The organism is Pseudomonas sp. Leaf127 (assembly GCF_001423155.1).
In the GTDB taxonomy this organism is placed as follows: domain Bacteria; phylum Pseudomonadota; class Gammaproteobacteria; order Pseudomonadales; family Pseudomonadaceae; genus Aquipseudomonas; species Aquipseudomonas ovata.
In genome coordinates this window covers 75,690-100,823 of sequence record NZ_LMOA01000002.1, presented here as the reverse complement: position 1 = coordinate 100,823, position 25,134 = coordinate 75,690, and the positions used below count along the sequence as shown (strand labels likewise).

The following is a 25,134-nucleotide window of genomic DNA, read 5'->3' as shown; positions in this document are numbered from 1 at the left end:
CTTGCCGCTGCTCTTAGTTGAGGTGTTCGACGCGGATACGAACCACCGGGCCTACGACGTCCTGCAAGGCTTCCAGGGCCTGGATAGCGTCATTGATACGCTGCTCGACCACACGGTGGGTCAGCAGGATCATCGGCACCAGGCCATCCTGTTCTTCGACCTCTTTCTGCATGATCGATTCGATGTTGATGCCGCGCTCGGACAGGATGCTTGCCACCTGGGCGAGCACGCCCGGGTGGTCCTTGCCCTGGATGCGCAGGTAATAGGCGCTTTCGCAGGCCTCGATCGGCAGGATCGGGTGCGCCGACAGCGAATCGGGCTGGAAGGCCAGGTGCGGCACGCGGTTGGTCGGGTCCGAAGTCATGGCCCGCACCACGTCCACCAGGTCGGCGATCACCGACGACGCGGTCGGCTCCATGCCGGCACCGGCACCGTAGAACAGGGTTGAACCCGAGGCATCGCCGTTGACCATGACCGCGTTCATCACGCCGTTGACGTTGGCGATCAGGCGATCGGCCGGGATCAGCGTCGGGTGCACGCGCAGTTCGATGCCCTGATCGGTGCTGCGCGCCACGCCCAGGTGCTTGATGCGGTAGCCCAGGGCTTCGGCGTAGTTCACATCGGCCGTGGTCAGTTTGGTGATGCCTTCGGTGTAGGCCTTGTCGAACTGCAGCGGAATACCAAAGGCAATGGAGGCCAGGATGGTCAGCTTGTGCGCGGCGTCGATGCCTTCGACGTCGAAGGTCGGGTCGACTTCGGCATAACCCAGCGCCTGCGCTTCGGCCAGCACGTCTGGAAAGGTACGGCCTTTTTCGCGCATTTCGGTGAGGATGAAGTTGCCGGTGCCGTTGATGATGCCGGCCACCCAGTTGATGCGGTTGGCCGACAGGCCTTCACGGATGGCCTTGATCACCGGGATGCCGCCGGCCACTGCTGCTTCGAAGGCGACGATGACGCCCTTCTCGCGGGCACGGGCAAAGATTTCGTTGCCGTGCACGGCAATCAGCGCCTTGTTGGCGGTGACCACGTGCTTGCCATTGTCGATGGCCTTGAGCACCAGCTCGCGGGCGACGGTGTAGCCGCCGATCAGCTCGACGACCACGTCGATCTCAGGGTTGCTGGCCACGTCGAATACATCGGTGGTGGTCGCAATACCGGTGATCTGGCAATTGGGGTTTGGTGTACGAACTGCAATCTGCGCGACTTCGATGCCACGCCCGGCACGGCGGGCGATCTCCTCGGCGTTGCGCTGAAGCACGTTGAAGGTACCGCCACCGACGGTACCCAGCCCACAAATGCCTACTTTGACCGGTTTCACTGATGAACTCCCCGTAGAACAGCCGCCTGGAGGACGACCGCGAAAAAACAGCGGCACGCAGACCGTGCCGCTAAAAATGGATTATTTGGCGCCCAGGGCCAGTTTGGCCACCTGAGCGGCCGGCTGGTAACCCGGGATCACCTGGCCGTCGGCCAGGACAATGGCCGGTGTGCCGTTGACGCCGATCGACTGGCCGATCTGGAATTGCTTGCCCACCGGGTTATCGCACTTGGCCGCCTTGATGTCCTTGCCCTCGACCATCTGGTCCATGGCCGCCTTGCGGTCCTTGGAGCACCAGACCGCCTGCAACTGCTGGTCACCCGGCGAACCCAGGCCCTGACGCGGGAAGGCCACGTAGCGCACTTCGACGCCCAGCTTGTTCAACTGGCCGACTTCTTCATGCAGCTTGTGGCAGTACGGACAGGTGGTGTCGGTAAAGACGGTGATGTGCGACTTGGTTTCGCCCACGGCCGGGTAAATGACCATGTCGGCGGTTGCAATGCCATTGATGGTCTTGGCAATGGCCAGGCGCTCGGTTTTTTCGGTCAGGTTGACCGGCTTGCCGTTCTGGATCTGGAACAGGTAGCCCTGCACCACGAACTGGCCGTCGGCACTGGCATACAGCACACGGCCGCCCTTGAGCTTGACTTCGTAGAGCCCGCCCAGCGGGCTGGCGGCGATGCTTTCGACCGGCAGTTCGAGCTCGAGGGTGTCGAGGGTCTTGCGAATGGCCTGTTCGGCCCCGGCATCGGCCTGGGCAAACACGCTGAAGGTACTGGCCAGCGCGACAACGATGGCGGCAAGAAACGAAGGAACGCGCATGAAAACTCCTATGACGACGGGCAGAGCCGAGGCCTTGCTGCGCCGTAGCGCCTGCCTCGCTCTGTGAAACCGGCAAAGACTATCACATAAGCCCGCCAACACGGACCCGGACTGTCGGGCAAAATCAGCCGCGCGGGTGATGGCTGGCATGCAGTTCCTGCAGGCGGGCGCGGGCAATGTGGGTGTAGATCTGGGTGGTCGACAGGTCGCTGTGGCCCAGCAGCATTTGCACCACACGCAAGTCGGCACCGTGGTTGAGCAAATGAGTGGCAAAGGCATGGCGCAGCGTGTGCGGCGACAGGGATTTGCCGATGCCGGCCACCTGCGCATGCTGTTTGATCCGGTGCCAGAACGTCTGGCGGGTCATCTGCTCGCCGCGCAGGCTGGGAAACAACACATCGCTGGGTCGCCCGTTCAACAGTTCGCTGCGGGCCCCACGCAGGTAACGCTCGATCCAGACAATGGCCTCCTCGCCCATTGGCACCAGTCGCTCCTTGCTGCCCTTGCCCATGACCCGCACCACCCCCTGGCGCAGGTTGACCTGCTCCAGGGTCAGGCCCACCAGTTCGGTGACCCGCAGGCCACAGGCATACAGCACCTCAAGCATGGCGCGGTCGCGCTCGCCGATCGCCACGCTCAGGTCGGGGGCGGCCAGCAGGGCTTCGACATCGGCTTCGGACAGGGACTTGGGCAGCGGCTTGCCCAGTTGCGGCATGTCGACCTGCAAGGTGGGGTCGATGGCAATCAGCTTTTCGCGCAGCAGGTAGCGGTAGAAGCCACGCAGGCCAGAGATCAGGCGCGCTGTAGAGCGCGGCTTGTAGGCGTGTTCGACGCGCCAGGCCAGGTGATCGAGGATAACCTCGCGGCCGGCCTCGGGCAATTGCGCCCCGCGTTCGTTCAACCAGCCATTGAACAGGGTCAGGTCGCTGCGGTAGGCGTCGCGGGTGTTGTCGGACAGGCCCTTTTCAAGCCACAAGGCGTCGAGAAAACGGTCAATCAGGGGGTGATCCAGGGCAGACATTGCAGCTCGATGACAACGATGAACAGACTGCAAAACCTACTACATGCGCTGCCACGAAGAAACGCCAGACAACAAAAAAGCAGCCCGAAGGCTGCTTTTTCAGGCATCGAAAAACTGTATCAGGACAGTTTTTCCTTGATGCGTGCTGCTTTACCGGACAGGTCGCGCAGGTAGTACAGCTTGGCCTTGCGAACGTCGCCGCGACGCTTGACAGCCAGGCTGTCGATTTGCGGGCTGTAGGTCTGGAAAGTACGCTCTACGCCAACGCCGCTGGAGATCTTGCGAACAGTGAAAGCACTGTTCACGCCGCGGTTGCGCTTGGCGATTACGACGCCTTCGAAAGCCTGCAGACGTGCACGATCACCTTCCTTCACTTTCACCTGAACGACAACAGTGTCGCCCGGGGCAAAGGTCGGGATTTCTTTCTGCATCTGCTCTGCTTCGAGGGCGAGAATGATTTTGTTGGTCATACTATGCTCCTAAGGGTGATCCTCCCGGATCAGCCATCGATACGTTAACTATCGTCCCGCTCGCGGATGTATTCCGCCAGCAGCTTCTTCTCTTCTCCAGAAAGTGAGCGACTTTCCAGAAGATCGGCCCGTCGTTCGTAGGTCCTTCCAAGGGACTGCTGCAAACGCCAACGCCGGATATGTGCGTGATTGCCACTGAGCAATACGTCGGGTACACGCTGATCCGCATACACCTCAGGTCGGGTGTAGTGCGGGCAATCAAGCAGACCATCCGTGAAGGAATCTTCCTCCGCAGAGTCCGCATGCCCTAAAGCTCCAGGCAGCAGCCGTGTAACCGCATCAATCAGCACCATCGCCGGAAGCTCGCCCCCGGACAGAACATAGTCACCAATCGACCACTCTTCATCGACATGCGCTTCAATGAAACGCTCGTCAATGCCTTCATAACGACCGGCAATGAGAATAAGTGCACTCTCGTTCACCAGTTCGCGTACCGCCGACTGATTCAGTCTGCGGCCTTGCGGCGACAGGTAGATCACCTTCGCCGTCTCCCCTGCTGCCTGCCTGGCCTGAACCAGGGCATCTTCCAGGGGCTTGATCTTCATCACCATGCCGGGGCCGCCACCGAAGGGGCGATCGTCCACAGTGTGATGCCGATCCGTGGTGTAGTCCCGCGGATTCCAACAGGTCAGTTGCATGAGACCCTGTTTCACCGCGCGGCTGGTTATGCCGTATTCGCTGATGGCGGAAAACATCTCCGGGAACAACGTGATGACCTCTATGCGCAAGTTGGCCACTTAGAAGTCCGCGTCCCAGTCCACCTTCATCTCGCCGGCTTCCAGGTCGACGGCCAGCACACAATGCTCCGTATAGGGCAACAGGCGCTCGCGATCATCCAGGCTGCCTGCGCAGGGCTTGACCACAATTACATCGTTCGAACCGGTTTCGAGCAGGTGATCGATCTTGCCGAGCAATTGCCCCTGCGTGTCGATGACCTTCAGGCCTTCAAGCTGGTACCAGTAGTACTCGCCATCGTCCAGATCGGGGAACAGGCTGCGCGGCACACAGATCTCGCAACCGGACAGAAGACGGGCTTCGTCGCGATCGTTCAGACCCTTGAGCGTTGCGACCAGGAACTTGCCTTGCAAGCGTCCACTGACCAGTTCTACCTGTTTTTCCACACGTCCTTCGCGCCGAAGCATCCAGGTCCCGTAGTCCAGCAGGTTATCAATCGGATCGGTAAAGGAATAAACCTTCACTTCGCCGCGAACGCCATGAACCGAGAAAATCTTGCCAATGACGATCAGATCGTCGGCAGATGCAGGCGTCGCGTTCATAAGGTTCAGGCCGCAGCCTTGGCCTTGTTGTGCTCTTTCAGCAACTGAGCTACGCGCTCGGAAGTCTGTGCACCAACGCCCAGCCAGTAGTTCAGGCGTTCTTCGTTAACGGACAGGCGGATTTCCTGGCCACGAGCGATCGGGTTGAAGAAACCGATCTGTTCCTTGTGGGAACCGTCGCGTGGGTTACGGCTGTCGGTAACGGTCAAGTGGTAAAACGGGCGCTTTTTGGAGCCGCCAAGGGCAAGACGGATGGTTAGCATTGAACATCGTTCCTGTTTAGTCGGTGCTGCAAATCTAAGGTGCACAGCGGGCATAGGTGCCCGAAAGGCCGCATATTCTCAAGGAATATCCCGACATTTGCAAATGACTTTTTCCGCAGCCATTCGCCGTGCCTTGCAGACCTGTCAAGGTCCGACCGCCAATGGCGGCCGGGAGAGTCTGCCCGAAGGCAGGGTGCGAAAGGTCCCCCTCTCGCGCTGGACGGACACGGCACACGCCGCGTCCAGGATGGGAACAGGTGACGGCCCCGCCATGCACACGGCATGGCGGGGCCTGCACCCTTACATCTTCGGCATACCGCCGCCACCAGGCATCATGCCGCCCAGACCACGCATCATCTTGGCCATGCCGCCCTTGGTGGAGAATTTCTTCATCATTTTCTGCATCTGCTTGTGCTGCTTGATCAGCCGCCCGATGTCCTGCACCTGGGTGCCGGAGCCCTGCGCGATGCGGCGCTTGCGCGAGCCGCTGATCAGGTCAGGGTCGCGGCGCTCGGCCGGAGTCATGGAGCCGATGATCGCTTCCATCTGCTTGAACTGCTTCTCGGCCGCGCCCTGGGCATTGCCCATCTGCGACAGGTTCATGCCGCCGATGCTCGGCAGCTTGTCCATCAGGCCGCCCAGGCCGCCCATGTTTTTCATCTGCTGGAGCTGGTCGCGGAAGTCCTCGAGGTCGAAGCCCTTGCCCTTCTTGAGCTTCTTGGCGAGCTTGTCAGCCTTGTCGCGGTCCAGGGTCTGCTCGGCCTGCTCGATGAGGCTGAGCACGTCGCCCATGCCCAGGATACGCGAGGCGATACGATCAGGGTGGAACGGTTCGAGCGCTTCGCTTTTTTCGCCCATGCCGATGAACTTGATCGGCTTGCCGGTGATGGCACGTACCGACAGCGCGGCACCGCCACGGGCATCGCCGTCGACCTTGGTGAGGATCACGCCGGTCAGCGGCAGTGCATCGCCGAAGGCCTTGGCGGTGTTGGCCGCGTCCTGGCCGGTCATGGCGTCGACCACGAACAGGGTTTCGACCGGCTTGACCGCCGCATGCAGCGCCTGGATCTCGGTCATCATCTCGGCGTCGATGTGCAGACGGCCGGCGGTGTCGAGGATCACGACATCAATGAACTTGAGCTTGGCTTCGCGAATCGCTGCCTGGGCAATGTCGACCGGCTTCTGGCTGATGTCGGACGGGAAGAAGGTGACCTGCAGGTCGTTGGCCAGGGTCTCGAGCTGCTTGATCGCCGCCGGACGGTAGACGTCGGCCGAGACCAGCATCACGGTCTTTTTCTTGCGCTCCTTGAGGAAGCGCGCCAGCTTGCCGGCGGTGGTGGTCTTGCCCGCACCCTGCAGACCGGCCATCAGCACCACCGCAGGCGGTGCCACGTTGAGCACCAGGTCTTCGTTGGCGGCGCCCATCAGGCTTTCAAGTTCGGCCTGGACGATCTTTACGAACGCCTGGCCCGGCGTCAGGCTGCGCGACACTTCAGTGCCGACAGCGCGCTCCTTGATGCTGTTGACGAAGTCCTTGACCACCGGCAGTGCGACGTCGGCTTCAAGCAAGGCCATGCGCACTTCGCGCAGCGTGTCCTTGATGTTGTCTTCGGTCAGCTTGGCCTTGCCGGTGACATGGCGCAGCGTCTGCGAAAGGCGGTCGGTTAGGTTTTCAAACATGCGCGATCCTTTAAGGCTCTGGTCGACCCGGTGGGTGCGGCCCCGCCGCGATAGAGACAAGTGGCGCACGGCGAGCCCGCGGCCTGAACAGGGCAGCGATTATAGCCGAGACTCCGCCCCACGGACACCGGCATGGCGATGACCGTCCTTTTGTACGGTGCAGCGTCACGCTGGCACTCTTTCGTGCAACGTCGGTCTATGCCACACTCAGCGCCTTTCAGGGCCCGCCCGTCAGGATCTATGTCCCCTTTGCCAGCCAGCCTGCTCCCCACCCTCGCCGCCGCCTGTCTGTATGCCGTTGCGACCGTTTACCAGGGCATTCGCCTGAGCCAGACCGCCCGGCCCGACAAGCGGCTGCTGGGCCTGCTCGGCACCCTGGCGGTGATTGCCCATGCCATCGGCCTGTATTCGCAATTGGTACGGCCTGTCGGCCTGGGCCTGGACTTCTTCAATGCGGCCAGCCTGATCGCCCTGGCGGTGATCGTCCTGACCCTGCTGGCCACGATCCGCATCCCGGTGGAAAACCTGCTGGCGCTGTTGTTTCCGCTGGGGCTGGTGACCGTGCTGATGGCGCAGTTCGTGCCCAGCGGCACCGTGCAACCGATCGTCGAAGAGCCCGGCATCCTGACCCATGTCATGCTGTCGATCCTGGCCTATGGCATGTTCACCATTGCCGCCTTCCAGGCCTTGCTGCTGCTGGTGCAGGACTATCAGCTCAAGCACAAGCACCCCATGGGGCTGATTCGCAACTTCCCGCCGTTGCAGACCATGGAGACCCTGCTGTTCGGTTTCCTGTGGGCAGGCTGGGCGCTGCTGTCGCTGTCGCTGATCACCGGCTGGCTGTTCGTCGAGAACCTGTTTGCCCAGCACCTGGTGCACAAGACCCTGCTGGCCTGCCTGGCGTGGGTGGTGTTCAGCGTGCTGCTGGTGGGACGCACCCGCCTGGGCTGGCGTGGACACAAGGCGATTCGCTGGACCCTGGGCGGCTTCTGCCTGCTGATGCTGGCCTTTTTCGGCAGCAAGCTGGTACGCGAATTCATCCTGCACATCTGACGAGCCTTGCACATGGATAATCTGCCCATCGGTCCCCTGCTCGGTGTGCTGGCCCTGCTGACGCTGTGGGCAGGACTGTTCACGGCGCTCGAACGCGCGCACTACCTGTGCACCGACGGTCGCAAGATCCGCCACAGGACCGATGTCGACCTCGACAGCCTGATCCTGGGCAACACACTGATCAAGACCCTGATCGTGATCATTGCCGTGCTGATCACCGTGCGCTACTGGTTCTACCAGGGGCCGGTGCTGGCCTGGCTGGGCAGCAGCGCCTTGCTGCTGATCCTCGTCGAGTACCTGCCGCGCCGGCTGGCGGCACGCTACCCCCTGAGTACGCTGCTGCTGGGCAAGAGCCTGCTGCGCTGGCCGTTGCGCCTGTTGCGCCCCTTGAGCTGGAGCCTGGATATGATTGCCCGGCTGTTGCTGCGCCCGTTCGAGCCGCGCCAGGAACCAGGCGATATCGGCCAGCCGCAGCAGCAACGCCCCATCGATACCCACGACAGCGACCCTGACCCCGACCTGCCGCAAGGCGTACTGGGCGGCATTCGTGCCCTGGACCGCATGACGGTCAACGACATCCTGATTCCGCGCAGCGAAGTGGACGGCATCAACCTGGATGACAGCATCGAGCTGATCATCGAGCGCCTGATCATTTCTCGCCATACGCGCCTGCCGGTCTATCACAACGACATCAACCAGGTGCAAGGCGTGCTCAACACGCGGCAGATCAGCCACCTGCTGTCCAGAAGCGAGCTGACCAAAGAGCATTTGCTGTCAGTCTGCTACGAGCCCTACTTCGTCCCCGAAAGCACGCCCCTGCAATTGCAGCTGCTCAATTTCCACAAGCAACAGCGGCGGCTGGGCGTGGTGGTCGACGAGTATGGCGAAGTGCTGGGCATCATCAGCCTGGAAGACATCCTTGAAGAGATTGTCGGTGAATTCGAAAGCGAGCACCTGGACAACCCGGACATTACCCGGCTGGCGGACGGCCAGCTGGAAGTCGATGGCGGCGCCTCGATTCGCGAGCTGAACAAGAGCCTGGGCTGGCACCTGCCCTCGGACGGCCCGAAAACCCTCAACGGCCTGGTCACCGAAGCCCTGGAGACCATTCCCGAAGGCCCGGTGTGCCTGAAGCTGGGACCCTATCGCATGGAGATCCTCGAAACCGAGGACAACCGTGTCACCCGCGTATTGATGTGGAAGCACGCGCCAGCCCGTGGTTTTTACTGAAACCCATCGGCACCTGTTACCGCTTGTTTCAGAAATGAATCCCTTCCTATAATCCACAGGCTTACCCAGCCCAGGCCCGTCGGCGTGCTACCCGCACTTCGCCTGATCGGCCACGCTCCAGCCTGACCCACGCATCATCAAGCGCCGCCCTACCCACAAGCGGCGCCCCTGCCCTGCCGCCCAACCGGGCCGCCCTTGCGAATGTCGATACGCTAAAAAAAACAGCCAATAACAACCCACGACAGGGAATTCGCATGACCACGACCACAACCCGCGTCGACGACGCTGACGCGATACCGCCGGCCAACTCCGCCACCCGGGTGGCCACGGCCAGTTTCATCGGCACCGCCATCGAGTTCTATGACTTTTATGTCTACGCCACCGCCGCGGCGCTGGTGATCGGCCCGGTATTTTTCCCGCAGACGTCGGGCACCGCGCAGATGCTCTCGTCATTTCTGACCTTCGGCATTGCCTTCATGGCCCGGCCGCTGGGTTCGGCGCTGTTCGGCCACTTTGGCGACCGCATCGGCCGCAAGTCGACGCTGGTGGCGTCATTGCTGCTGATGGGCGTCAGCACCACGCTGATTGGCGTACTGCCTGGCTATGCCAGTATCGGGGTCTGGGCACCGATCCTGCTATGCGTGCTGCGCTTCGGCCAGGGACTTGGGCTGGGCGGCGAATGGGGCGGCGCGGCCTTGCTGGCCACGGAGAATGCGCCCAAGGGCAAGCGCGCCTGGTACGGCATGTTTCCGCAACTGGGGCCTTCGATCGGCTTTCTGGCGGCCAACGGGCTGTTTCTGACCCTGGCCCTGGTGCTCGATGACGAGCAGTTCCGCTCGTGGGGCTGGCGCATTCCGTTCCTGCTCAGCGCCGTACTGGTGCTGGTCGGCCTGTATGTACGCCTGACCCTGGAAGAAACGCCGGCCTTCGCCAAGGTGCTGGCCAGCCACCAGCAGGTGCGCCTGCCGATTGTCGAGACCTTCAGCCAGCACTGGCGGCCCATGCTGCTGGGGGCGGCGGCCATGGTGGTGTGCTATGCGCTGTTTTACATCTCGACGGTGTTTTCGCTGAGCTACGGCGTCGCGACCCTGGGCTACAGCCGTGAGACGTTCCTGGGGCTGTTGTGCTTTGCCGTGCTGTTCATGGCGGCGGCCACCCCCCTGTCGGCCTGGGCCAGCGACCGCTATGGCCGGCGCCCGGTGCTGATTGTCGGGGGCGTGCTGGCGATTGCCTCGGGCTTTCTCATGGAACCGTTGCTGACCCAGGGGTCGACCTGGGGCGTGGCCCTGTTCCTGTGCATCGAGCTGTTTCTGATGGGCGTGACCTTCGCGCCGATGGGCGCCCTGCTGCCGGAACTGTTCCCGACCAAGGTGCGCTACACCGGTGCGTCGGCGGCCTACAACCTGGGCGGCATCGTCGGCGCCTCGGTGGCACCGTTCTTTGCCCAGAAACTGGTGGCCATGGGTGGCCTGAGCTGGGTAGGCGGCTACGTGTCAGCGGCCGCCCTGATCAGCGTACTGGCGGTGCTGGCCCTGAAAGAGACCCGCGATACCGACCTGTAAGGGTATCGCCCGGCACTTACAACTGGACGTTGACCGCCTGTGAGGCGCGGGTGGCCTTGGCGCGAGCCGTTTCGATCGACTCGTCACGCGCCAGGGCCACGCCCATGCGGCGCTGGCCGTTGACTTCCGGCTTGCCAAACAGGCGCAGGGCGGTGTCCGGTTCGGCCAGGGCAGCGCCCAGGTTGGCGAAGGCGGTCTGGGTCGACTGGCCTTCGACCAGCACCACGGCCGAGGCCGAAGGGCCGAACTGACGTACCAGTGGCACTGGCAAGCCGAGAATGGCGCGGGCGTGCAGGGCGAACTGTGACAGGTCTTGCGAGATCAGGGTCACCAGGCCGGTGTCATGCGGGCGCGGCGAGACTTCGCTGAACCACACCTGATCGCCCTTGATGAACAGCTCGACACCGAACAGGCCACGGCCACCCAGTGCTTCGGTGACGGCCTTGGCCACGCGCTCCGACTCTGCCAGAGCCACCGGGCTCATGGCCTGCGGCTGCCAGGACTCCTGGTAATCACCCTTTTCCTGACGATGACCGACCGGGGCACAGAACGTGGTGCCGCCGGCGTGACGCACGGTCAGCAGGGTGATTTCGTATTCGAAATCGATAAAGCCTTCGACGATGACCCGGCCCTTGCCGGCGCGACCGCCTTCCTGCGCGTAGTCCCAGGCCTTCTGCACGTCGTCGACGCTCTTGAGCAGGCTCTGGCCCTTGCCCGAGGAACTCATCACCGGCTTGACCACGCACGGGAAACCCAGTTCGGTCACGGCTTTCTGGTAGTCCTCGAAGCTGTCGGCAAAGAAGTACGGCGAGGTCGGCAGGCCCAGCTCTTCAGCGGCCAGGCGACGGATGCCTTCGCGGTTCATGGTCAACTGCGCGGCGCGCGCGGTCGGGATCACAGTAAAGCCTTCGGCTTCCAGCTCCACCAGGGTGGCGGTGGCGATGGCTTCGATTTCCGGCACGATGTAGTGCGGCTTCTCGGCTTCGATCACCGCCCGCAAGGCGGCGCCGTCGAGCATGTTGATCACATGGCTGCGGTGTGCCACCTGCATGGCCGGCGCGTTGGCGTAGCGGTCCACGGCAATCACCTCGACCCCCAGGCGCTGCAGTTCGATCACGACTTCCTTGCCCAGTTCGCCGCTGCCGCACAGCAATACGCGGGTCGCGGTGGGCGACAGGGGGGTTCCGATTTGAGTCATCTCAGGTCCTCGTGGAGCGGATATCGAGGGCAACCCGCCAGGTAACGGGCGACCGCAGTGGAGAAAGGCGCGCAATTTATCACGAAGATCGCGTGTTCTGGTGCCGTTTCATCACGGTCACCTGCGGTGACGCTAGCGACCAAGCGGGTGCGCCTGCCGCCGCAGGCGCCAGGCCATGATCAGCCACACCGCCGTGACACCGGCAAACTTGGAACCCAGCGCGGTCAGCAGCACCGGCGTGCTCAACGCATCGATCATGCCGAAGAAAATGAAGGTGTCGACTGGAATGCTCAGGGCCGAGCTGATCCACAGCCGGTCATGCAAGGGCCGGCGGGTGATGGTGAACACCAGCCAGTCGATGCCTTCGGACACGGCGAAGGCCGTGGCACTGGCCAGGGCGATGGTCGGGTCGCTGGTGATGTATGACAGCACCAGCGCCGCCAGCATGGCCAGGATCGCCCCATGCCCGAAACGGGTCTGGACCATGTCGCGCAGCACAAACACCAGCCCGCCCCAGGCCGACCAGATAATGTCCAGGTGCGGCGCAGCCGAGAAGGCGAAGTTGATCAGCACGACGCTGGCGATGTAGGCAATCAGAAACAGCATGGTCAGGGGCGACAGAAGAAAACGGGCGGCAATGGTAGCAGATTCATTGCAGACGCCGCGCAAGCTGCGTGTACAGGATAATGCCGATCACTCAAGCCTCGACGCGGATCTGTGGGAGGCAGCTCTGTTGCCGTTGGCTATGTGACAGGCGCAGCAGGTGGGTTGGTCTTGCTGGCCTCATCGTCGGATCGCCGCCCGCAGCAAGCCGCCTCCCACCGGATTGATGTCGCCCCGGATCTCGTGCCTGGCACMAGACCTGTGGGANTCTTGCTGGCCTCATCGTCGGATCGCCGCCCGCAGCAAGCCGCCTCCCACCGGATTGATGTCGCCCCGGATCTCGTGCCTGGCACAAGACCTGTGGGARGCAGCAACTGYCTGGCGATGACTGTGTGACAGGCGCAGCAGGTGGGTTGRTCTTGCTGGCCTCATCGTCGGATCGCCGCCCGCAGCAAGCCGCCTCCCACCGGATTGATGTCGCCCCGGATCTCGTGCCTGGCACAAGACCTGTGGGAGGCAAGCCGCCTCCCACCGGATTGATGTCGCCCCGGATCTCGTGCCTGGCACCAGACCTGTGGGAGGCGGCTTGCCGGCGATGGCTATGTGACAGGCGCAGCAGGTGGGTTGATCTTGCTGGCCTCATTGCCGGCAAGCCGCCTTCCACAGGATTGATGTCGTCCAAGGTCTCGTGCCTGGCACAAGACCTGTGGGAAGCAGCAACTGTCTGGCGATGACTGTGTGACAGGCGCAGCAGGTGGGTTGGTCTTGCTGGCCTCATCGTCGGATCGCCGCCCGCAGCAAGCCGCCTTCCACCGGATTGATGTCGCCCCGGATCTCGTGCCTGGCACCAGACCTGTGGGAGGCGGCTTGCCGGCGATGGCTATGTGACAGGCGCAGCAGGTGGGTTGATCTTGCTGGCCTCATCGTCGGNCCCCGGATCTCGTGCCTGGCACCAGACCTGTGGGAGGCGGCTTGCCGGCGATGGCTATGTGACAGGCGCAGCAGGTGGGTTGATCTTGCTGGCCTCATCGTCGGATCGCCGCCCGCAGCAAGCCGCCTTCCACCGGATTGATGTCGCCCCGGATCTCGTGCCTGGCACAAGACCTGTGGGAAGCAGCAACTGTCTGGCGATGACTGTGTGACAGGCGCAGCCGGTGTATAGGCCTTGCTGGCCTCATCGTCGGATCGCCGCCCGCAGCAAGCCGCCTCCCACCGGATTGATGTCGCCCCGGATCTCGTGCCTGGCACAAGACCTGTGGGAGNCTTGCTGGCCTCATCGTCGGATCGCCGCCCGCAGCAAGCCGCCTCCCACCGGATTGATGTCGCCCCGGATCTCGTGCCTGGCACAAGACCTGTGGGAGGCGGCTTGCCGGCGATGGCTATGGAACAGGCGCAGCAGATAGATCGGCCTTGCCGGCCTTCTCGTCTGATCGCTGCCTGGAGCACAACGCCCTGCCACACGTTCAGCGTCTGACGAAATTTCCCCTGAACGATCGGCATTGCACCTACAGCAGCATTCCGCTGGCCTTGGCCCGCTCATGGCATAGCACCAGCACCGCACGCCGCTCGTCGTTGCTCATGCGGCTCCAGCGCGTGATTTCGCTGACGTTGCGCTGGCAGCCGGTGCAAATGTCGTCGTCATCCAGCGCGCAAATGCTCACGCAAGGCGAGCGCACGGGCTTTTCGGGCAGGGCCTCAACGCTCATCGTCGGACTGCTCGGCCAGGTCGCGGGCGTAGCGCTGGGCGTTCTGCACATAATGCGCGGCGCTGGCTTCGAGCATGCTTTTCTGGGCATCGGTGAGCTCACGCACGATGCGGCCCGGCGAGCCCATGACCAGCGAGCCATCGGGAATGACCTTGCCCTCGCCGATCAGGGCGTTGGCGCCGATGATGCAGTGCCTGCCGATTTTCGCGCCATTGAGGATCACCGCGTTGATGCCGATCAGGCTGTAGTCGTCGACGCTGCAACCGTGCAGCATCGCGTTGTGGCCAACGGTCACGCCCCGGCCCAGGGTCAGCGGCCAGCCCATGTCGGTGTGCATGACCGTGCCGTCCTGCACGTTGCTGTTCTCGCCGATATGGATCAGCTCGTTGTCGCCGCGCAACACGGCGCCGAACCAGACGCTGGCACCGGCTTCCAGGCAGACCTGGCCGATCAGGGTGGCGGTGGGGGCGATCCAGCTGTCGGGGTGGGTCTGGACGCGGACGTCCCCCAGGCGGTATTTCATGGCAGGTCCTCAGGCGTTCTTGCAGGGATTCAGGTCTTGGCAGACAGGGGTGGGCGCTGCAGGCTGATATTGGCGTCGTACAGCACGTTGATCAACTCGACAATCATGAGCGCGGTCAGCCCCCAGATCTTGTACTCGCCATAACGGTAGCTGGGGACGTACCAGCTGCGCCCCTCATAGTCGATGCGATGGGTGTGCTCACGCACGTCCTGGCGGAAGAATTCCAGCGGCACGCTGAACACCGCGGCGATCTCGTCATCGTTGGGACGGTACTCGACAAAATCCGGGATGATGCCGACGTAAGGCGTGACCTTGATGCCATAGCGCGAGACCACCGGGCTCAACGGGCCGATCACCTCGACCAGCCCCGGCGGCAGGCCGATTTCCTCCTCGGCCTCGCGCAGGGCGGTGAACACCAGGTCGGGGTCTTCAGGATCGCGCCGGCCACCGGGGAAAGCCACTTCGCCGCCGTGGGTCGACAGACCGCTGGCGCGCAGGGTCAGCACCAGTTCGGGCTTGTCGCTGCGGGTTACCGGCAACAGGACAGCGGCCTCGGGAAAGCGCCGATCCGTCTCAAGGATCTCTGGCGTATGACGGCTTACACGACTCAGCAGCTCATCCAGCATGGGAAATCTCGATCGGTTGGCTACCCCGCATCATGCACCAAAAGCGCCTGCCCGCCCAAGCCTTAGCGCAGCAACTTGATGAGCGCCGCACATGAAAACTTGCTGAGCGCACGCATGGCAGGCCAAGATGACGGCTGCCCTCACGGATCGAAACACGCCATGAATTTCTGCAGCCATTGCGGCCAGGCGGTCACCCAGCGCATTCCCGACGGCGACAGCCGCCTGCGCTATGTGTGCGACCACTGCCACACCATTCATTACCAGAACCCCAATATCGTCGCCGGCTGCCTGGTGACTGTGGGTGACAAGGTGCTGCTGTGCCGTCGGGCCATCGAGCCGCGTCACGGCTTCTGGACCCTGCCGGCCGGCTTCATGGAAAACGGCGAGACCGTCGAACAGGCCGCCCGCCGCGAAACCGTCGAGGAAGCCTGCGCCAGCCTGCAGGACATGCACCTGTATGCCGTGATCGATGTGCCGCACATCAATCAGGTGCATGTGTTCTACCGGGCCGAGCTGGCCGGCAGCGGATTTGCCGCCGGGATAGAGAGCCTGGAGGTGCAGTTGTTCGACGAAGCCGACATTCCCTGGCACGACCTGGCTTTCATGACGGTCAGGCGTACCCTAGAATGCTTCTTCGCCGACCGCCGTGAGCAGCACTATCCGGTCCACACCCAAGTGCTGCCGGCCTCACGCCCCACTTGATTGCCCCACGTCCGGCACATCTTGCATGTGCCTTCAGGAAAACGTCCATGCGTTGGTTGTTCGCCGTACTGTGCCTGTCGTTCGCCTCCGCCTCCCAGGCGGCTTTCACCCAGACCATCGTGCCCAAGGGCAGCGAGCAGAAGATCGTCGGCGAGAAGGTGATCAACACCGTCAAACTGTCCGAGCGCAAGATCGACAAGGTGCTGGTCATCAAGTCGGCGCGCCAGTTGCAGCTGATCAGTGACGGCGAAGCGCTCAAGACCTATCGGGTCTCGCTGGGCAAGAACCCCAAGGGCACCAAGCTGCAGGAGGGCGACAAGCGCACGCCCGAAGGTTTCTACTGGCTCGACTGGCGCAAGCCGAGCAGCCGCTACAACCTGTCGATGCACGTGTCCTACCCCAACGCCGCCGACAGCGAGCGGGCCAGACGCGAGGGCGTCAAGCCCGGCAGCATGATCATGATCCACGGCACGCCCATCGACGAAGAATACCCGGAGTGGTATTTCCATACGCTGGACTGGACAGAGGGCTGCATCGCGCTGAAGAACAACGACATGCGCGAGATATGGGACCTGGTGAAAGACGGCACGATGATCGAGATCAGACCGTAGGCGATCACCCGCTGCCTTGGCGCGCAGCAAACACCCGACCTGTAGGAGCGACCAACGGTCGCGAAAAGACCCACATGATCAACTGCGGCATTCGCGACCGCTGGTCGCTCCTACGGGGGCGATTTTCGTGCCGATGATGCATTGTGTTTGATGAGCGCGCTTAATGTGTAGCAGCGTCAGAAATCTTCCAGCCGCCACACGTCATAGGCCGGTGTTTCGTAGGGGTGGCTGAGCCTGAGGGCTGCCACCGCCGCACGAATGTGCTCGTCGGCGACCACCAGTTCGACCTTCCACTCCTCGACCTGCTCGACCACCCCGCCCTGCCCGATGAACGGCTGGCTGCCGTCCAGCGGGCGGAACTGGCCCTGGCCCGGGACCTGCCAGGCACAGTGATCGTAGTCGCCTATTCGCCCGGCCCCTGCAGCAAACAGCGCGCTCTTCACCGGTTCCAGATGACTGGTCGGGACGAAGAACGCGAGTTTATACATCGACTCAGTTCACCCAGGCGCGCGCATTGCGGAACATGCGCATCCAGGCCGCGTCCTCGTTCCAGTCATCCGGACGCCAGGAGTTCTGCACGGCACGGAAGACCCGCTCTGGGTGCGGCATCATGATGGTCACGCGACCGTCACGGCTGGTCAGGCCACCGATACCGCGTGGCGAACCGTTCGGGTTGGCCGGGTAGGTTTCGGTCACCTTGCCATGGTTGTCGACGTAGCGCAGGGCCACGGTGCCGGAAGCGTCGGTCAGGGCCAGGGCGTCGCTGCTGGCGAACTCGGCATGACCTTCGCCGTGGGCGATGGCGATCGGCATGCGCGAACCGGCCATGCCTTGCAGGAAGATCGACGGCGATTCCTGGATCTGCACCAGGGCCACGCGCGCCTCGAACTGCTCGGAGCGGTTACGCACGAAGTGCGGCCACAGCTCGCTGCCCGGAATCAGCTCGTGCAGGTTGGAGAGCATCTGGCAACCGTTGCACACGCCCAGCGTGAAGCTGTCGGCGCGCTCGAAGAAGCCTTGGAAGGCATCACGGGCACGGGCGTTGAACAGGGCCGACTTGGCCCAGCCTTCACCAGCACCCAGCACGTCGCCGTAGGAGAAGCCGCCGCAGGCAACCAGGCCCTTGAACGCGTTGAGGTCGACGCGACCGGCGAGGATATCGCTCATGTGCACGTCGATGGCGTTGAAGCCGGCGCGGTCGAAAGCAGCGGCCATCTCGACCTGACCGTTGACGCCCTGCTCGCGCAGCACGGCCACGCTCGGGCGCACGCCTTTCTTGATGTAGGGCGCGGCAATGTCATCGTTGACGTCGAAGCCCAGCTTGACGTTGAGACCCGGGTTGTCTTCCTCGAGCAACAGGTCGAACTCCTGGTCGGCGCACTCGGGGTTGTCGCGCAGGCGCTGGATCTGGTAGCTGGTCTTGGCCCACTCGCGGTGCAACTGGTGACGCTGGCTGCTGAATACGGTAGCGCCGCCGTAGCTGATCGAGACTTCGTCGTTGTTGAGCGGCTTGCCGATGACCGCCACGCAGTCCGACAGGCCAGCGGCGCTGAACTGGGCCAGCACGTTGGCAGTGGCATCCTGGCGCACCTGGACGACCGCCCCCAGCTCTTCGTTGAAGAGGATGGCCGACAGTTCAGAGGCGTTTTCAGCCAGGCCGTCGAGGCACAGTTGCAGACCGCAATGACCGGCAAAGGCCATTTCCAGCACAGTGGCCATCAGACCGCCGTCGGAGCGGTCGTGGTAGGCCAGCAAGTGGCCGTCGGCGTTCAGGCCCTGGATAACGGCGAAGAAAGCCTTGAGGTCTTCGGCATCGTCCACGTCCGGCACGCTGCGGCCCAGCAGGCCATGCACCTGGGCAAGGATCGAGCCGCCCATGCGGTCCTGGCCACGGCCCAGATCGATCAGGATCAGGTCGGTCTCGCCCTTGTCCATGCGCAGTTGCGGGGTCAGGGTCTGGCGGATGTCGGCGACCGGGGCAAAACCGGTCACGATCAGCGACATCGGCGAGGTCACGCTCTTCTCGGTGCCTTCGTCGCTCCAGCGGGTCTTCATGGACATCGAGTCCTTGCCGACCGGAATGGTGATGCCCAGCTCAGGGCACAGCTCCATGCCCACGGCCTTGACCGCGTCGTACAGGCGGGCGTCTTCACCGGGGTGGCCGGCGGCCGACATCCAGTTGGCCGACAGCTTGATATCGGAAAGGCGGTCGATACGGGAGGCCGCGATGTTGGTCAGCGTCTCGCCGACCGCCATCCGCGCCGAAGCGGCGGCGTCGAGCAGTGCCAGCGGGGTGCGTTCACCCATGGCCATGGCTTCGCCGGTGTTGACGTCGAAACTGGTGGCGGTCACGGCGCAATCGGCCACCGGCACCTGCCAGGGGCCGACCATCTGGTCGCGGGCCACCAGGCCGGTGATGCTGCGGTCACCGATGGTGATCAGGAAGCTCTTGCTGGCCACGGCCGGGTGGTGCAGCACGCGCTGCACGCTGTCGGCCAGGTCCAGCACGCTCGGGTCGAAATCATCGCCCTGCTCGGCTTCACGCTGAACCGAGCGGTGCATGCGCGGCGCCTTGCCCAGCAGCACTTCGAGCGGCATGTCGACCGGGCTGTTGCCGAAGTGGCTGTCGGTCACGGTCAGGTGCGGCTCTTCAGTGGCCTCACCGACGACGGCAAACGGGCAACGCTCGCGCTCGCAGATGGCTTCGAAGCGCTCGAAGTCTTCGGCGCTGACCGCCAGCACGTAGCGCTCTTGCGATTCGTTGCTCCAGATTTCCAGCGGGGCCATGCCCGGCTCGTCGTTGGGCACGTTGCGCAGTTCGAAGCGGCCGCCACGGCCGCCGTCGTTGACCAGCTCCGGGAAGGCGTTGGACAGGCCACCGGCGCCGACATCGTGGATGAAGGCGATCGGGTTCTTGTCACCCAGTTGCCAGCAACGGTCGATGACTTCCTGGCAGCGACGCTCCATTTCCGGGTTTTCGCGCTGTACCGAGGCAAAGTCCAGGTCAGCCGAGCTGGTGCCGGTGGCCATCGACGAGGCGGCGCCGCCGCCCAGGCCGATCAGCATGGCCGGGCCGCCCAGCACGATCAGCTTGGCGCCGACGGTGATTTCACCCTTCTGGACGTGCTCGGCACGGATGTTACCCATGCCACCGGCCAGCATGATCGGCTTGTGATAGCCGCGCACTTCGTCGCCGTGCGGGGTGCTGATCGACTGCTCGAAGGTACGGAAGTAGCCGGTCAGGGCCGGACGGCCGAATTCGTTGTTGAACGCAGCGCCACCCAACGGGCCTTCGATCATGATGTCCAGTGCGGTGACGATGCGCTCGGGCTTGCCGTACGGCTTCTCCCAGGGCTGCACGAAACCGGGAATCTGCAGGTTGGAGACGGTGAAGCCGGTCAGGCCGGCCTTGGGCTTGGCGCCGCGACCGGTGGCACCCTCGTCGCGGATCTCGCCGCCGGAGCCGGTGGAGGCCCCCGGGAATGGCGCGATGGCGGTCGGGTGGTTGTGGGTCTCGACCTTCATCAGGATGTGCACCGGCTCCTTGACCGCGCCGTACTGGCGGGTTTCGGCGTTCGGGAAGAAGCGCCCGGCCACGTGGCCGACGATCACCGAGGCGTTGTCCTTGTAGGCCGACAGCACACCTTCGCTGTGCATCACGTAGGTGTTCTTGATCATGCCGAACAGGCTTTTTTCCTGTTCCTGGCCGTCGATGTCCCAACTGGCGTTGAAGATCTTGTGCCGGCAGTGCTCGGAGTTGGCCTGGGCGAACATCATCAGCTCGATGTCGTTCGGGTTACGCTTGAGGCCGGTGAAGCTGGTAACCAGATAGTCGATCTCGTCTTCGGCCAGGGCCAGGCCCAGCTCGACATTGGCCTTCTCCAGCGAGGCACGGCCACCGCCGAGGATATCAACCGAGGTCATTTCCCGCGGCCGGGCATGGCTGAACAGGGCCGAAGCCTGATCCAGGGAGGTCAGCACCAGTTGGGTCATGCGGTCGTGCAGCACAGCGGCGACGGCTTGCGCCTCGGCATCGCTGAGCGAACCTTCTACATAAAAGGCAATGCCACGCTCCAGGCGCTGGATCTTATCCAGGCCGCAGTTGCGGGCAATGTCGCTGGCCTTGCTCGACCAGGGCGAAATGGTGCCAAAACGCGGCACGATCAGGAACAGGCGGCCATTGGGCTCCTGGACCGGCACGCTCGGGCCGTATTTCAGCAGCCGCTCGAGCACCTGGTGCTCCTGGTCGCTCAAGGCGCCGTCGACTTCAGCGAAGTGAGCGAATTCGGCGTACAGGCCACTGACAGCTGAAACTTTTTGTTTCAGTTGTTCCAGCAATTTGCTGTGGCGGAAAGCAGAAAGGGCAGGAGCACCACGCAGGATCAACATCGTCGGGACAGCCTCGGGAAGGGGGGTGTACTTTGAGGCCACGCATTCTAGCCTAAAGCAGTCCTTCTGGCACCCAAAACGGCTGCACGGCATGCGCCGCCGTGTCGCACCGACCTGTTTGAGCCTCGGCAGATCGAAAATAGCCGGTTTTCTTATCAGACGCAGGCTTTGCTGTCGATATATGGCGCTCAGGGCCGTTTGCGTATACTGCACCGATGTTCTCCCAACCCGCTTTCCGTATTCGTTGCGTCAGATGGCTCATCGCAACCGGACTCTTCCTGCTGCTCGGCGCCTGTGTGGATAAACCCACCACACTGGAGCGAGTCAAGGAGGACGGCGTGCTGCGCGTAATCACCCGCAACAGCCCGGCCACTTACTTTCAGGACCGCAACGGTGAAACCGGCTTCGAGTACGAGTTGGTCAAGCGTTTTGCCGATGACCTGGGGGTGGAGCTGAAGATCGAAACCGCCGACAACCTCGATGAACTGTTCGACCGTTTGCAGCAACCCGACGGCCCGGTACTGGGCGCCGCCGGCCTGATCGAAACGCAAAGGCGCAGCCAGCAGGCGCGCTTCTCGCGCCCCTACCTGGAGGTCACCCCGCAGGTGGTGTACCGCAATGGCCAGTCGCGCCCTACCGAGGGCGCCGACCTGGTCGGCAAGCGCATCATCGTGCTCAAGGGCAGCAGCCATGCCGAGCAACTGGCCACCCTCAAGGCGCAGTATCCGGCGCTGGAATACGAAGAGTCCGACGCGGTCGAGGTGGTCGACCTGCTGCGCATGGTCGATGAAGGGCAGATCGACCTGACCCTGGTGGATTCCAACGAACTGGCGATGAACCAGGTGTATTTTTCCAACGTGCGGGTCGCCTTCGACCTGGGCGAGACCCGCCAGCAGCGCTGGGCCGTGGCGTCCGGAGAGGACAACAGCCTGCTCAACGAGATCAACGCCTTCCTGGCCAAGGTCGAGAAGAACGACACCCTGCAACACCTCAAGGACCGTTACTACGGCCATGTCGACGTGCTGGGCTATGTCGGCGCCTACACCTTTGCCCAGCACTTGCAGGAACGCCTGCCCAAATACGAAAAATTCTTCCAGACCTCCTCGAAGAAAGAGCAGGTCGACTGGCGTCTGCTGGCAGCCATCGGCTATCAGGAATCGATGTGGCAGCCCACGGTCACCTCCAAGACCGGCGTACGCGGGTTGATGATGCTGACCCAGAACACCGCCCAGGCCATGGGCGTGACCAACCGCCTGGATGCCCGGCAAAGCATTCAGGGCGGCGCCAAGTACTTTGCCTACGTGAAAGAGCAGCTCGACAAGGACATCCAGGAGCCCGACCGCACCTGGCTGGCGCTGGCGGCCTACAACGTTGGCGGCGGCCATCTCGAAGACGCCCGCAAACTGGCGGTGAACGAGGGGCTTAATCCCAACAAGTGGCTGGATGTGAAGAAAATGCTGCCGCGCCTGTCGCAGAAGAAGTGGTACAGCAAGACCCGCTATGGCTATGCCCGTGGCGGCGAGCCGGTGCATTTCGTTGCCAACATCCGCCGCTATTACGACATCCTGACCTGGGTGACCCAACCCCAGCTGGAAGGCAGCCAGGTTGCCGAGGGCAAGCTGCATGTGCCCGGCGTCGACAAGACCGCGCCGGCCGGGGCCCAGCCGCCGGCGCCTGCACAGCCTGCCACGCCTTGATGATCGCGCAGCAAACATGGGGCCAGGTAGGAGCGCGCTTGCCCGCGACCGGCTGCGTTAGCAGTCGTAAATTTTCAGCGTTTCATAGATTTTAGAGGCGTCCACAGCTCAGCATTTGTGGCGTCTGGCAAATTTTGCGAGCGCTGCGCACTCGGTCGCGGGCAAGCGCGCTCCTACGGGGGTGATTTTCTCAGGTTTTTTGCAGTGCCCGGCGCTTGCGGAAGAACTCGCTCAGCACGCTACCGCATTCCTCGCCCAGTACCCCGCCTTCAAACAGCACCCGATGATTGAGAAAGCCCTGGATGAAGAACTGCCCCTGGCTCTGTACCACACCGGCCTTGGGCTCCAGCGCGCCATACACCACCCGGCCGATGCGTGAATGCACGATCAGGCCCGCGCACATGCTGCACGGCTCCAGGGTCACGTACAGGGTGCTGCCCGGCAGTCGGTAATTGCTCAGGGCCCGCGCCGCATCGCGGATCGCCACCATTTCGGCATGGGCACTGGGGTCATGGCCGCTGATCGGGCAGTTATAGCCGCGCCCCACCACCAGCCCGTCCACGACCACGATGGCCCCCACCGGCACCTCGCCCAGCGCCGCCCCTTGCGCGGCCAGGGCCAGCGCCTCGCGCATGAAATCCTGGTCGCGGCTACGGTCGATAATCACGGGCTGGCGCATCACGACACCTCGATGGCGGCCATCAGGCCGGTTTCCATGTGATCGATCACATGGCAATGGAACATCCAGACGCCAGGGTTATCGGCCACCAGCGCCACCCAGGCACGCTCGTTGCGGCCCAGCAAGAAGGTGTCGGTGAAATACGGAATGATCTTGCGTCTGTCGGACTTGAGCACCTTGAAGCTCATGCCATGCAAGTGGATCGGATGCTGGTACTGGGCCATGTTCTTGAGTTCAAAGATATAGCTCTTGCCCAGTTTCAGCCGGGCAATCGGCCGCTCGGCACAGGTCTTGTCGGTGATGTCCCAAGCCTGGCCATTGATCTGCCACAGGCTCGGCGGCTTGCCGTCGGCCGTGCCCTCGGACACCGACCCGACCCACTCGAAGTTGAAGTTGATCGTCTCGGCCTGCCCCAGGTCCGGCTCGGGCAGCGGATTGGCCGGCAGGGCCGGTGGCCAGTCGCTACCCGTGCCCGTGCTGGCCACCGAGCGCAAGGTGCCCAGGCGTACCGGGCCGTTGCGCAATGACAATTCTTCACCGGCCGCCGGCGCCCTGACCGCCAGGCACAGGCGCATGCCCGGCCCCAGCCAGTAATCCTTGCCCAACGGCCGGGGCTCGACCGGATTGCCATCAATGGCATAGATCCGCGCTTCGGCGTCCGGCAAGTTGATGCGATAGGTCACGGTGTTGTCCAGATTGAGCAGCCGCACCCGGGTAATCTCGCCGGCCGGCAGCTCGATCACACTGCGGTGCTCGCCATTTATCGTCGACAAGCGCCCGGCCGTGCCCTCGCGCGCCGCTTCGCGGATCACGCTGAACTCGGTAAAGGCCCCGACCTCATCGACATGCCAGTTCTTCAGGCTGAGCGTACGCTCATGGGCAAAGCCGGTAGGGTCGCGCTCTTCGACGATCAACGGCCCCACCAGCCCGCGCCCCAGCTCTTCGCTGCTGCTGACGTGCGGGTGGTACCAGAAGCTGCCGGCATCCAGCACGCGGAACTTGTAGTCGAAATACTCGCCCGGCTTGACCGGCAACTGCGAAACGTAGGGCACACCGTCCATCTCCAGCGGCACCCGGATGCCATGCCAGTGAATGGTGGTCTCGACCGGCAGATGGTTGATGAAGCGCAAGCGCAGCCACTCGCCCTGGCGCACCCGCAGCTCGGTGCCCGGCGCAGTGCCACCAAAGGCCCAGGCCGGGGTCTTGTGGCCGGGCACCAGTTCCACATCCAGCGGCGCGGCGATCAGTTCGAAATCATGCCCCTCCCCCGGCCCGCGCTGGCCCAACCAGTAGCGCGCCGCGCCACCCGCGCCCAGGCCGACCACGGCAAGGCCGGCGATGCCGGTGAGAATCTGGCGACGGGTAAAAGACATGAGCGCGAACACCTTGAGCACGACGAGTGCATCCGTGGACGGATGCGAGGGGGCATTACGATACACCCCCGAATGCGAATGCGTAAGATCGGCATTTCGACGCAGGTACAGTTCGCGTCAACATTGGCAGGACTCTAGGCTCTGTACGTAAAGTGGCTGCGCTCGGCCATGCTGCGTTAAAAAGCGACTCGCAATGCTCATTGACACGTGTCAACTGCGCTTGCTCGCCGCTTTTTGCCTTGCCTGAGCTTCTGCACACGTCAAAGCGTCT

At 63.2% G+C, this 25,134-nt stretch carries 23 protein-coding genes; 6 read left to right on the top strand and 17 right to left on the bottom strand.

Annotated features, from left to right (window positions below):
• Positions 1–13: 13 nt before the first annotated feature.
• From ASF84_RS04150 to ffh, 8 genes are all read right to left on the bottom strand, one after another.
• Positions 14–1,318 (bottom strand): homoserine dehydrogenase, encoded by a 1,305-nt coding sequence (locus ASF84_RS04150; protein WP_056835540.1) that lies wholly within the window; start codon positions 1,316–1,318, stop codon positions 14–16.
• Positions 1,319–1,399: 81 nt separating this feature from the next.
• On the bottom strand, positions 1,400–2,140 hold the full coding sequence (gene dsbC / locus ASF84_RS04145) for a bifunctional protein-disulfide isomerase/oxidoreductase DsbC (RefSeq protein ID WP_056835539.1): 741 nt from the start codon (positions 2,138–2,140) through the stop codon (positions 1,400–1,402).
• A gap of 124 nt (positions 2,141–2,264) precedes the next feature.
• Positions 2,265–3,161 carry a site-specific tyrosine recombinase XerD gene (gene xerD, locus ASF84_RS04140; RefSeq protein WP_056835537.1) on the bottom strand — a complete coding sequence of 299 codons (897 nt, stop codon included), beginning with the start codon at positions 3,159–3,161 and terminating at the stop codon, positions 2,265–2,267.
• A gap of 119 nt (positions 3,162–3,280) precedes the next feature.
• The gene (gene rplS, locus ASF84_RS04135; protein WP_056835535.1) at positions 3,281–3,631 is read right to left on the bottom strand and encodes a 50S ribosomal protein L19; all 351 of its coding nucleotides are present in this window, start codon (positions 3,629–3,631) and stop codon (positions 3,281–3,283) included.
• 44 nt (positions 3,632–3,675) lie between these two features.
• Entirely contained in the window at positions 3,676–4,386 is a 711-nt protein-coding gene (gene trmD / locus ASF84_RS04130; RefSeq protein ID WP_236709362.1) for a tRNA (guanosine(37)-N1)-methyltransferase TrmD, read from the bottom strand.
• A gap of 42 nt (positions 4,387–4,428) precedes the next feature.
• Positions 4,429–4,968, bottom strand: coding sequence for a ribosome maturation factor RimM (gene rimM, locus ASF84_RS04125; RefSeq protein ID WP_056835531.1), 540 nt, complete (start codon positions 4,966–4,968; stop codon positions 4,429–4,431).
• Between the two features lie 5 nt (positions 4,969–4,973).
• Entirely contained in the window at positions 4,974–5,231 is a 258-nt protein-coding gene (gene rpsP, locus ASF84_RS04120; RefSeq protein ID WP_056835529.1) for a 30S ribosomal protein S16, read from the bottom strand.
• 300 nt (positions 5,232–5,531) lie between these two features.
• Positions 5,532–6,911, bottom strand: a complete 1,380-nt coding sequence (gene ffh / locus ASF84_RS04115; RefSeq protein ID WP_056835528.1) for a signal recognition particle protein — start codon at positions 6,909–6,911, stop codon at positions 5,532–5,534.
• 240 nt (positions 6,912–7,151) lie between these two features.
• Here ffh and ASF84_RS04110 point away from each other — a divergent pair, with 240 nt between their 5' ends.
• The 3 genes from ASF84_RS04110 to ASF84_RS04100 all read left to right on the top strand — a co-directional run bounded on the left by ASF84_RS04110 (position 7,152) and on the right by ASF84_RS04100 (position 10,756).
• Positions 7,152–7,964: a cytochrome C assembly family protein gene (locus tag ASF84_RS04110; protein ID WP_056835526.1), complete on the top strand. Its 813-nt coding sequence runs from the start codon at positions 7,152–7,154 to the stop codon at positions 7,962–7,964.
• Positions 7,965–7,976: 12 nt separating this feature from the next.
• On the top strand, positions 7,977–9,194 hold the full coding sequence (locus ASF84_RS04105; protein ID WP_056835524.1) for a transporter associated domain-containing protein: 1,218 nt from the start codon (positions 7,977–7,979) through the stop codon (positions 9,192–9,194).
• 254 nt (positions 9,195–9,448) lie between these two features.
• The gene (locus tag ASF84_RS04100) at positions 9,449–10,756 is read left to right on the top strand and encodes an MFS transporter (protein WP_056835523.1); all 1,308 of its coding nucleotides are present in this window, start codon (positions 9,449–9,451) and stop codon (positions 10,754–10,756) included.
• A 16-nt stretch (positions 10,757–10,772) separates the two neighbouring features.
• On the opposite strand, the gene purT is transcribed toward ASF84_RS04100, so the two are convergent.
• The 5 genes from purT to ASF84_RS04075 all read right to left on the bottom strand — a co-directional run bounded on the left by purT (position 10,773) and on the right by ASF84_RS04075 (position 15,412).
• Complete coding sequence (gene purT / locus ASF84_RS04095) at positions 10,773–11,954, bottom strand: formate-dependent phosphoribosylglycinamide formyltransferase (RefSeq protein ID WP_056835521.1); 1,182 nt, start codon at positions 11,952–11,954, stop codon at positions 10,773–10,775.
• 132 nt (positions 11,955–12,086) lie between these two features.
• Entirely contained in the window at positions 12,087–12,560 is a 474-nt protein-coding gene (locus tag ASF84_RS04090; RefSeq protein WP_056835671.1) for a preQ0 transporter, read from the bottom strand.
• Positions 12,561–14,062: 1,502 nt separating this feature from the next.
• On the bottom strand, positions 14,063–14,263 hold the full coding sequence (locus ASF84_RS04085) for a DUF1289 domain-containing protein (protein ID WP_056835519.1): 201 nt from the start codon (positions 14,261–14,263) through the stop codon (positions 14,063–14,065).
• The gene (locus ASF84_RS04080; protein WP_056835517.1) at positions 14,253–14,786 is read right to left on the bottom strand and encodes a gamma carbonic anhydrase family protein; all 534 of its coding nucleotides are present in this window, start codon (positions 14,784–14,786) and stop codon (positions 14,253–14,255) included. The genes ASF84_RS04085 and ASF84_RS04080 overlap by 11 nt, the downstream gene beginning before the upstream one ends.
• A gap of 29 nt (positions 14,787–14,815) precedes the next feature.
• Entirely contained in the window at positions 14,816–15,412 is a 597-nt protein-coding gene (locus ASF84_RS04075) for a CoA pyrophosphatase (RefSeq protein ID WP_056835515.1), read from the bottom strand.
• A gap of 159 nt (positions 15,413–15,571) precedes the next feature.
• Between ASF84_RS04075 and ASF84_RS04070 the strand changes: the two genes are divergently transcribed.
• Together ASF84_RS04070 and ASF84_RS04065 are read left to right on the top strand one after the other, a co-directional pair.
• A complete protein-coding gene (locus ASF84_RS04070) occupies positions 15,572–16,114 on the top strand; it encodes an NUDIX hydrolase (RefSeq protein ID WP_056835513.1) in 543 nt (180 codons plus the stop codon).
• 47 nt (positions 16,115–16,161) lie between these two features.
• The gene (locus ASF84_RS04065) at positions 16,162–16,725 is read left to right on the top strand and encodes a L,D-transpeptidase family protein (RefSeq protein ID WP_056835511.1); all 564 of its coding nucleotides are present in this window, start codon (positions 16,162–16,164) and stop codon (positions 16,723–16,725) included.
• A gap of 176 nt (positions 16,726–16,901) precedes the next feature.
• On the opposite strand, the gene ASF84_RS04060 is transcribed toward ASF84_RS04065, so the two are convergent.
• Positions 16,902–17,213, bottom strand: coding sequence for a Nif3-like dinuclear metal center hexameric protein (locus ASF84_RS04060; protein WP_056835509.1), 312 nt, complete (start codon positions 17,211–17,213; stop codon positions 16,902–16,904).
• Positions 17,214–17,217: 4 nt separating this feature from the next.
• Positions 17,218–21,114 carry a phosphoribosylformylglycinamidine synthase gene (gene purL / locus ASF84_RS04055; protein ID WP_056835507.1) on the bottom strand — a complete coding sequence of 1,299 codons (3,897 nt, stop codon included), beginning with the start codon at positions 21,112–21,114 and terminating at the stop codon, positions 17,218–17,220.
• A gap of 215 nt (positions 21,115–21,329) precedes the next feature.
• On the opposite strand from purL, the gene mltF reads away from it, so the two are divergent.
• Positions 21,330–22,811, top strand: a complete 1,482-nt coding sequence (gene mltF / locus ASF84_RS04050; RefSeq protein ID WP_082481314.1) for a membrane-bound lytic murein transglycosylase MltF — start codon at positions 21,330–21,332, stop codon at positions 22,809–22,811.
• 190 nt (positions 22,812–23,001) lie between these two features.
• Here the strand turns inward: mltF and tadA are convergent, their stop codons facing one another.
• Both tadA and ASF84_RS04040 read right to left on the bottom strand, forming a co-directional pair.
• On the bottom strand, positions 23,002–23,490 hold the full coding sequence (gene tadA, locus ASF84_RS04045; RefSeq protein ID WP_056835504.1) for a tRNA adenosine(34) deaminase TadA: 489 nt from the start codon (positions 23,488–23,490) through the stop codon (positions 23,002–23,004).
• Positions 23,490–24,863, bottom strand: a complete 1,374-nt coding sequence (locus ASF84_RS04040) for a multicopper oxidase family protein (RefSeq protein ID WP_056835667.1) — start codon at positions 24,861–24,863, stop codon at positions 23,490–23,492. Before ASF84_RS04040 ends, tadA begins: the two co-directional genes overlap by 1 nt.
• Between the last annotated feature and the right edge of the window lie 271 nt (positions 24,864–25,134).

Coding starts and splice junctions, on each gene's coding strand:
- ASF84_RS04090 (WP_056835671.1), bottom strand. CDS start 12,560: ATGCTGTTTCTGATTGCCTACATCGCCAGCGTCGTGCTGATCAACTTC.
- ASF84_RS04065 (WP_056835511.1), top strand. CDS start 16,162: ATGCGTTGGTTGTTCGCCGTACTGTGCCTGTCGTTCGCCTCCGCCTCC.
- rimM (WP_056835531.1), bottom strand. CDS start 4,968: ATGAACGCGACGCCTGCATCTGCCGACGATCTGATCGTCATTGGCAAG.
- trmD (WP_236709362.1), bottom strand. CDS start 4,386: ATGTTTTCCGCCATCAGCGAATACGGCATAACCAGCCGCGCGGTGAAA.
- ASF84_RS04100 (WP_056835523.1), top strand. CDS start 9,449: ATGACCACGACCACAACCCGCGTCGACGACGCTGACGCGATACCGCCG.
- tadA (WP_056835504.1), bottom strand. CDS start 23,490: ATGCGCCAGCCCGTGATTATCGACCGTAGCCGCGACCAGGATTTCATG.
- ASF84_RS04070 (WP_056835513.1), top strand. CDS start 15,572: ATGAATTTCTGCAGCCATTGCGGCCAGGCGGTCACCCAGCGCATTCCC.
- purL (WP_056835507.1), bottom strand. CDS start 21,114: ATGTTGATCCTGCGTGGTGCTCCTGCCCTTTCTGCTTTCCGCCACAGC.
- rpsP (WP_056835529.1), bottom strand. CDS start 5,231: ATGCTAACCATCCGTCTTGCCCTTGGCGGCTCCAAAAAGCGCCCGTTT.
- ASF84_RS04110 (WP_056835526.1), top strand. CDS start 7,152: ATGTCCCCTTTGCCAGCCAGCCTGCTCCCCACCCTCGCCGCCGCCTGT.
- ASF84_RS04075 (WP_056835515.1), bottom strand. CDS start 15,412: ATGCTGGATGAGCTGCTGAGTCGTGTAAGCCGTCATACGCCAGAGATC.
- mltF (WP_082481314.1), top strand. CDS start 21,330: ATGTTCTCCCAACCCGCTTTCCGTATTCGTTGCGTCAGATGGCTCATC.
- ASF84_RS04105 (WP_056835524.1), top strand. CDS start 7,977: ATGGATAATCTGCCCATCGGTCCCCTGCTCGGTGTGCTGGCCCTGCTG.
- ffh (WP_056835528.1), bottom strand. CDS start 6,911: ATGTTTGAAAACCTAACCGACCGCCTTTCGCAGACGCTGCGCCATGTC.
- rplS (WP_056835535.1), bottom strand. CDS start 3,631: ATGACCAACAAAATCATTCTCGCCCTCGAAGCAGAGCAGATGCAGAAA.
- dsbC (WP_056835539.1), bottom strand. CDS start 2,140: ATGCGCGTTCCTTCGTTTCTTGCCGCCATCGTTGTCGCGCTGGCCAGT.
- ASF84_RS04080 (WP_056835517.1), bottom strand. CDS start 14,786: ATGAAATACCGCCTGGGGGACGTCCGCGTCCAGACCCACCCCGACAGC.
- ASF84_RS04085 (WP_056835519.1), bottom strand. CDS start 14,263: ATGAGCGTTGAGGCCCTGCCCGAAAAGCCCGTGCGCTCGCCTTGCGTG.
- ASF84_RS04040 (WP_056835667.1), bottom strand. CDS start 24,863: ATGTCTTTTACCCGTCGCCAGATTCTCACCGGCATCGCCGGCCTTGCC.
- xerD (WP_056835537.1), bottom strand. CDS start 3,161: ATGTCTGCCCTGGATCACCCCCTGATTGACCGTTTTCTCGACGCCTTG.
- purT (WP_056835521.1), bottom strand. CDS start 11,954: ATGACTCAAATCGGAACCCCCCTGTCGCCCACCGCGACCCGCGTATTG.
- ASF84_RS04060 (WP_056835509.1), bottom strand. CDS start 17,213: ATGTATAAACTCGCGTTCTTCGTCCCGACCAGTCATCTGGAACCGGTG.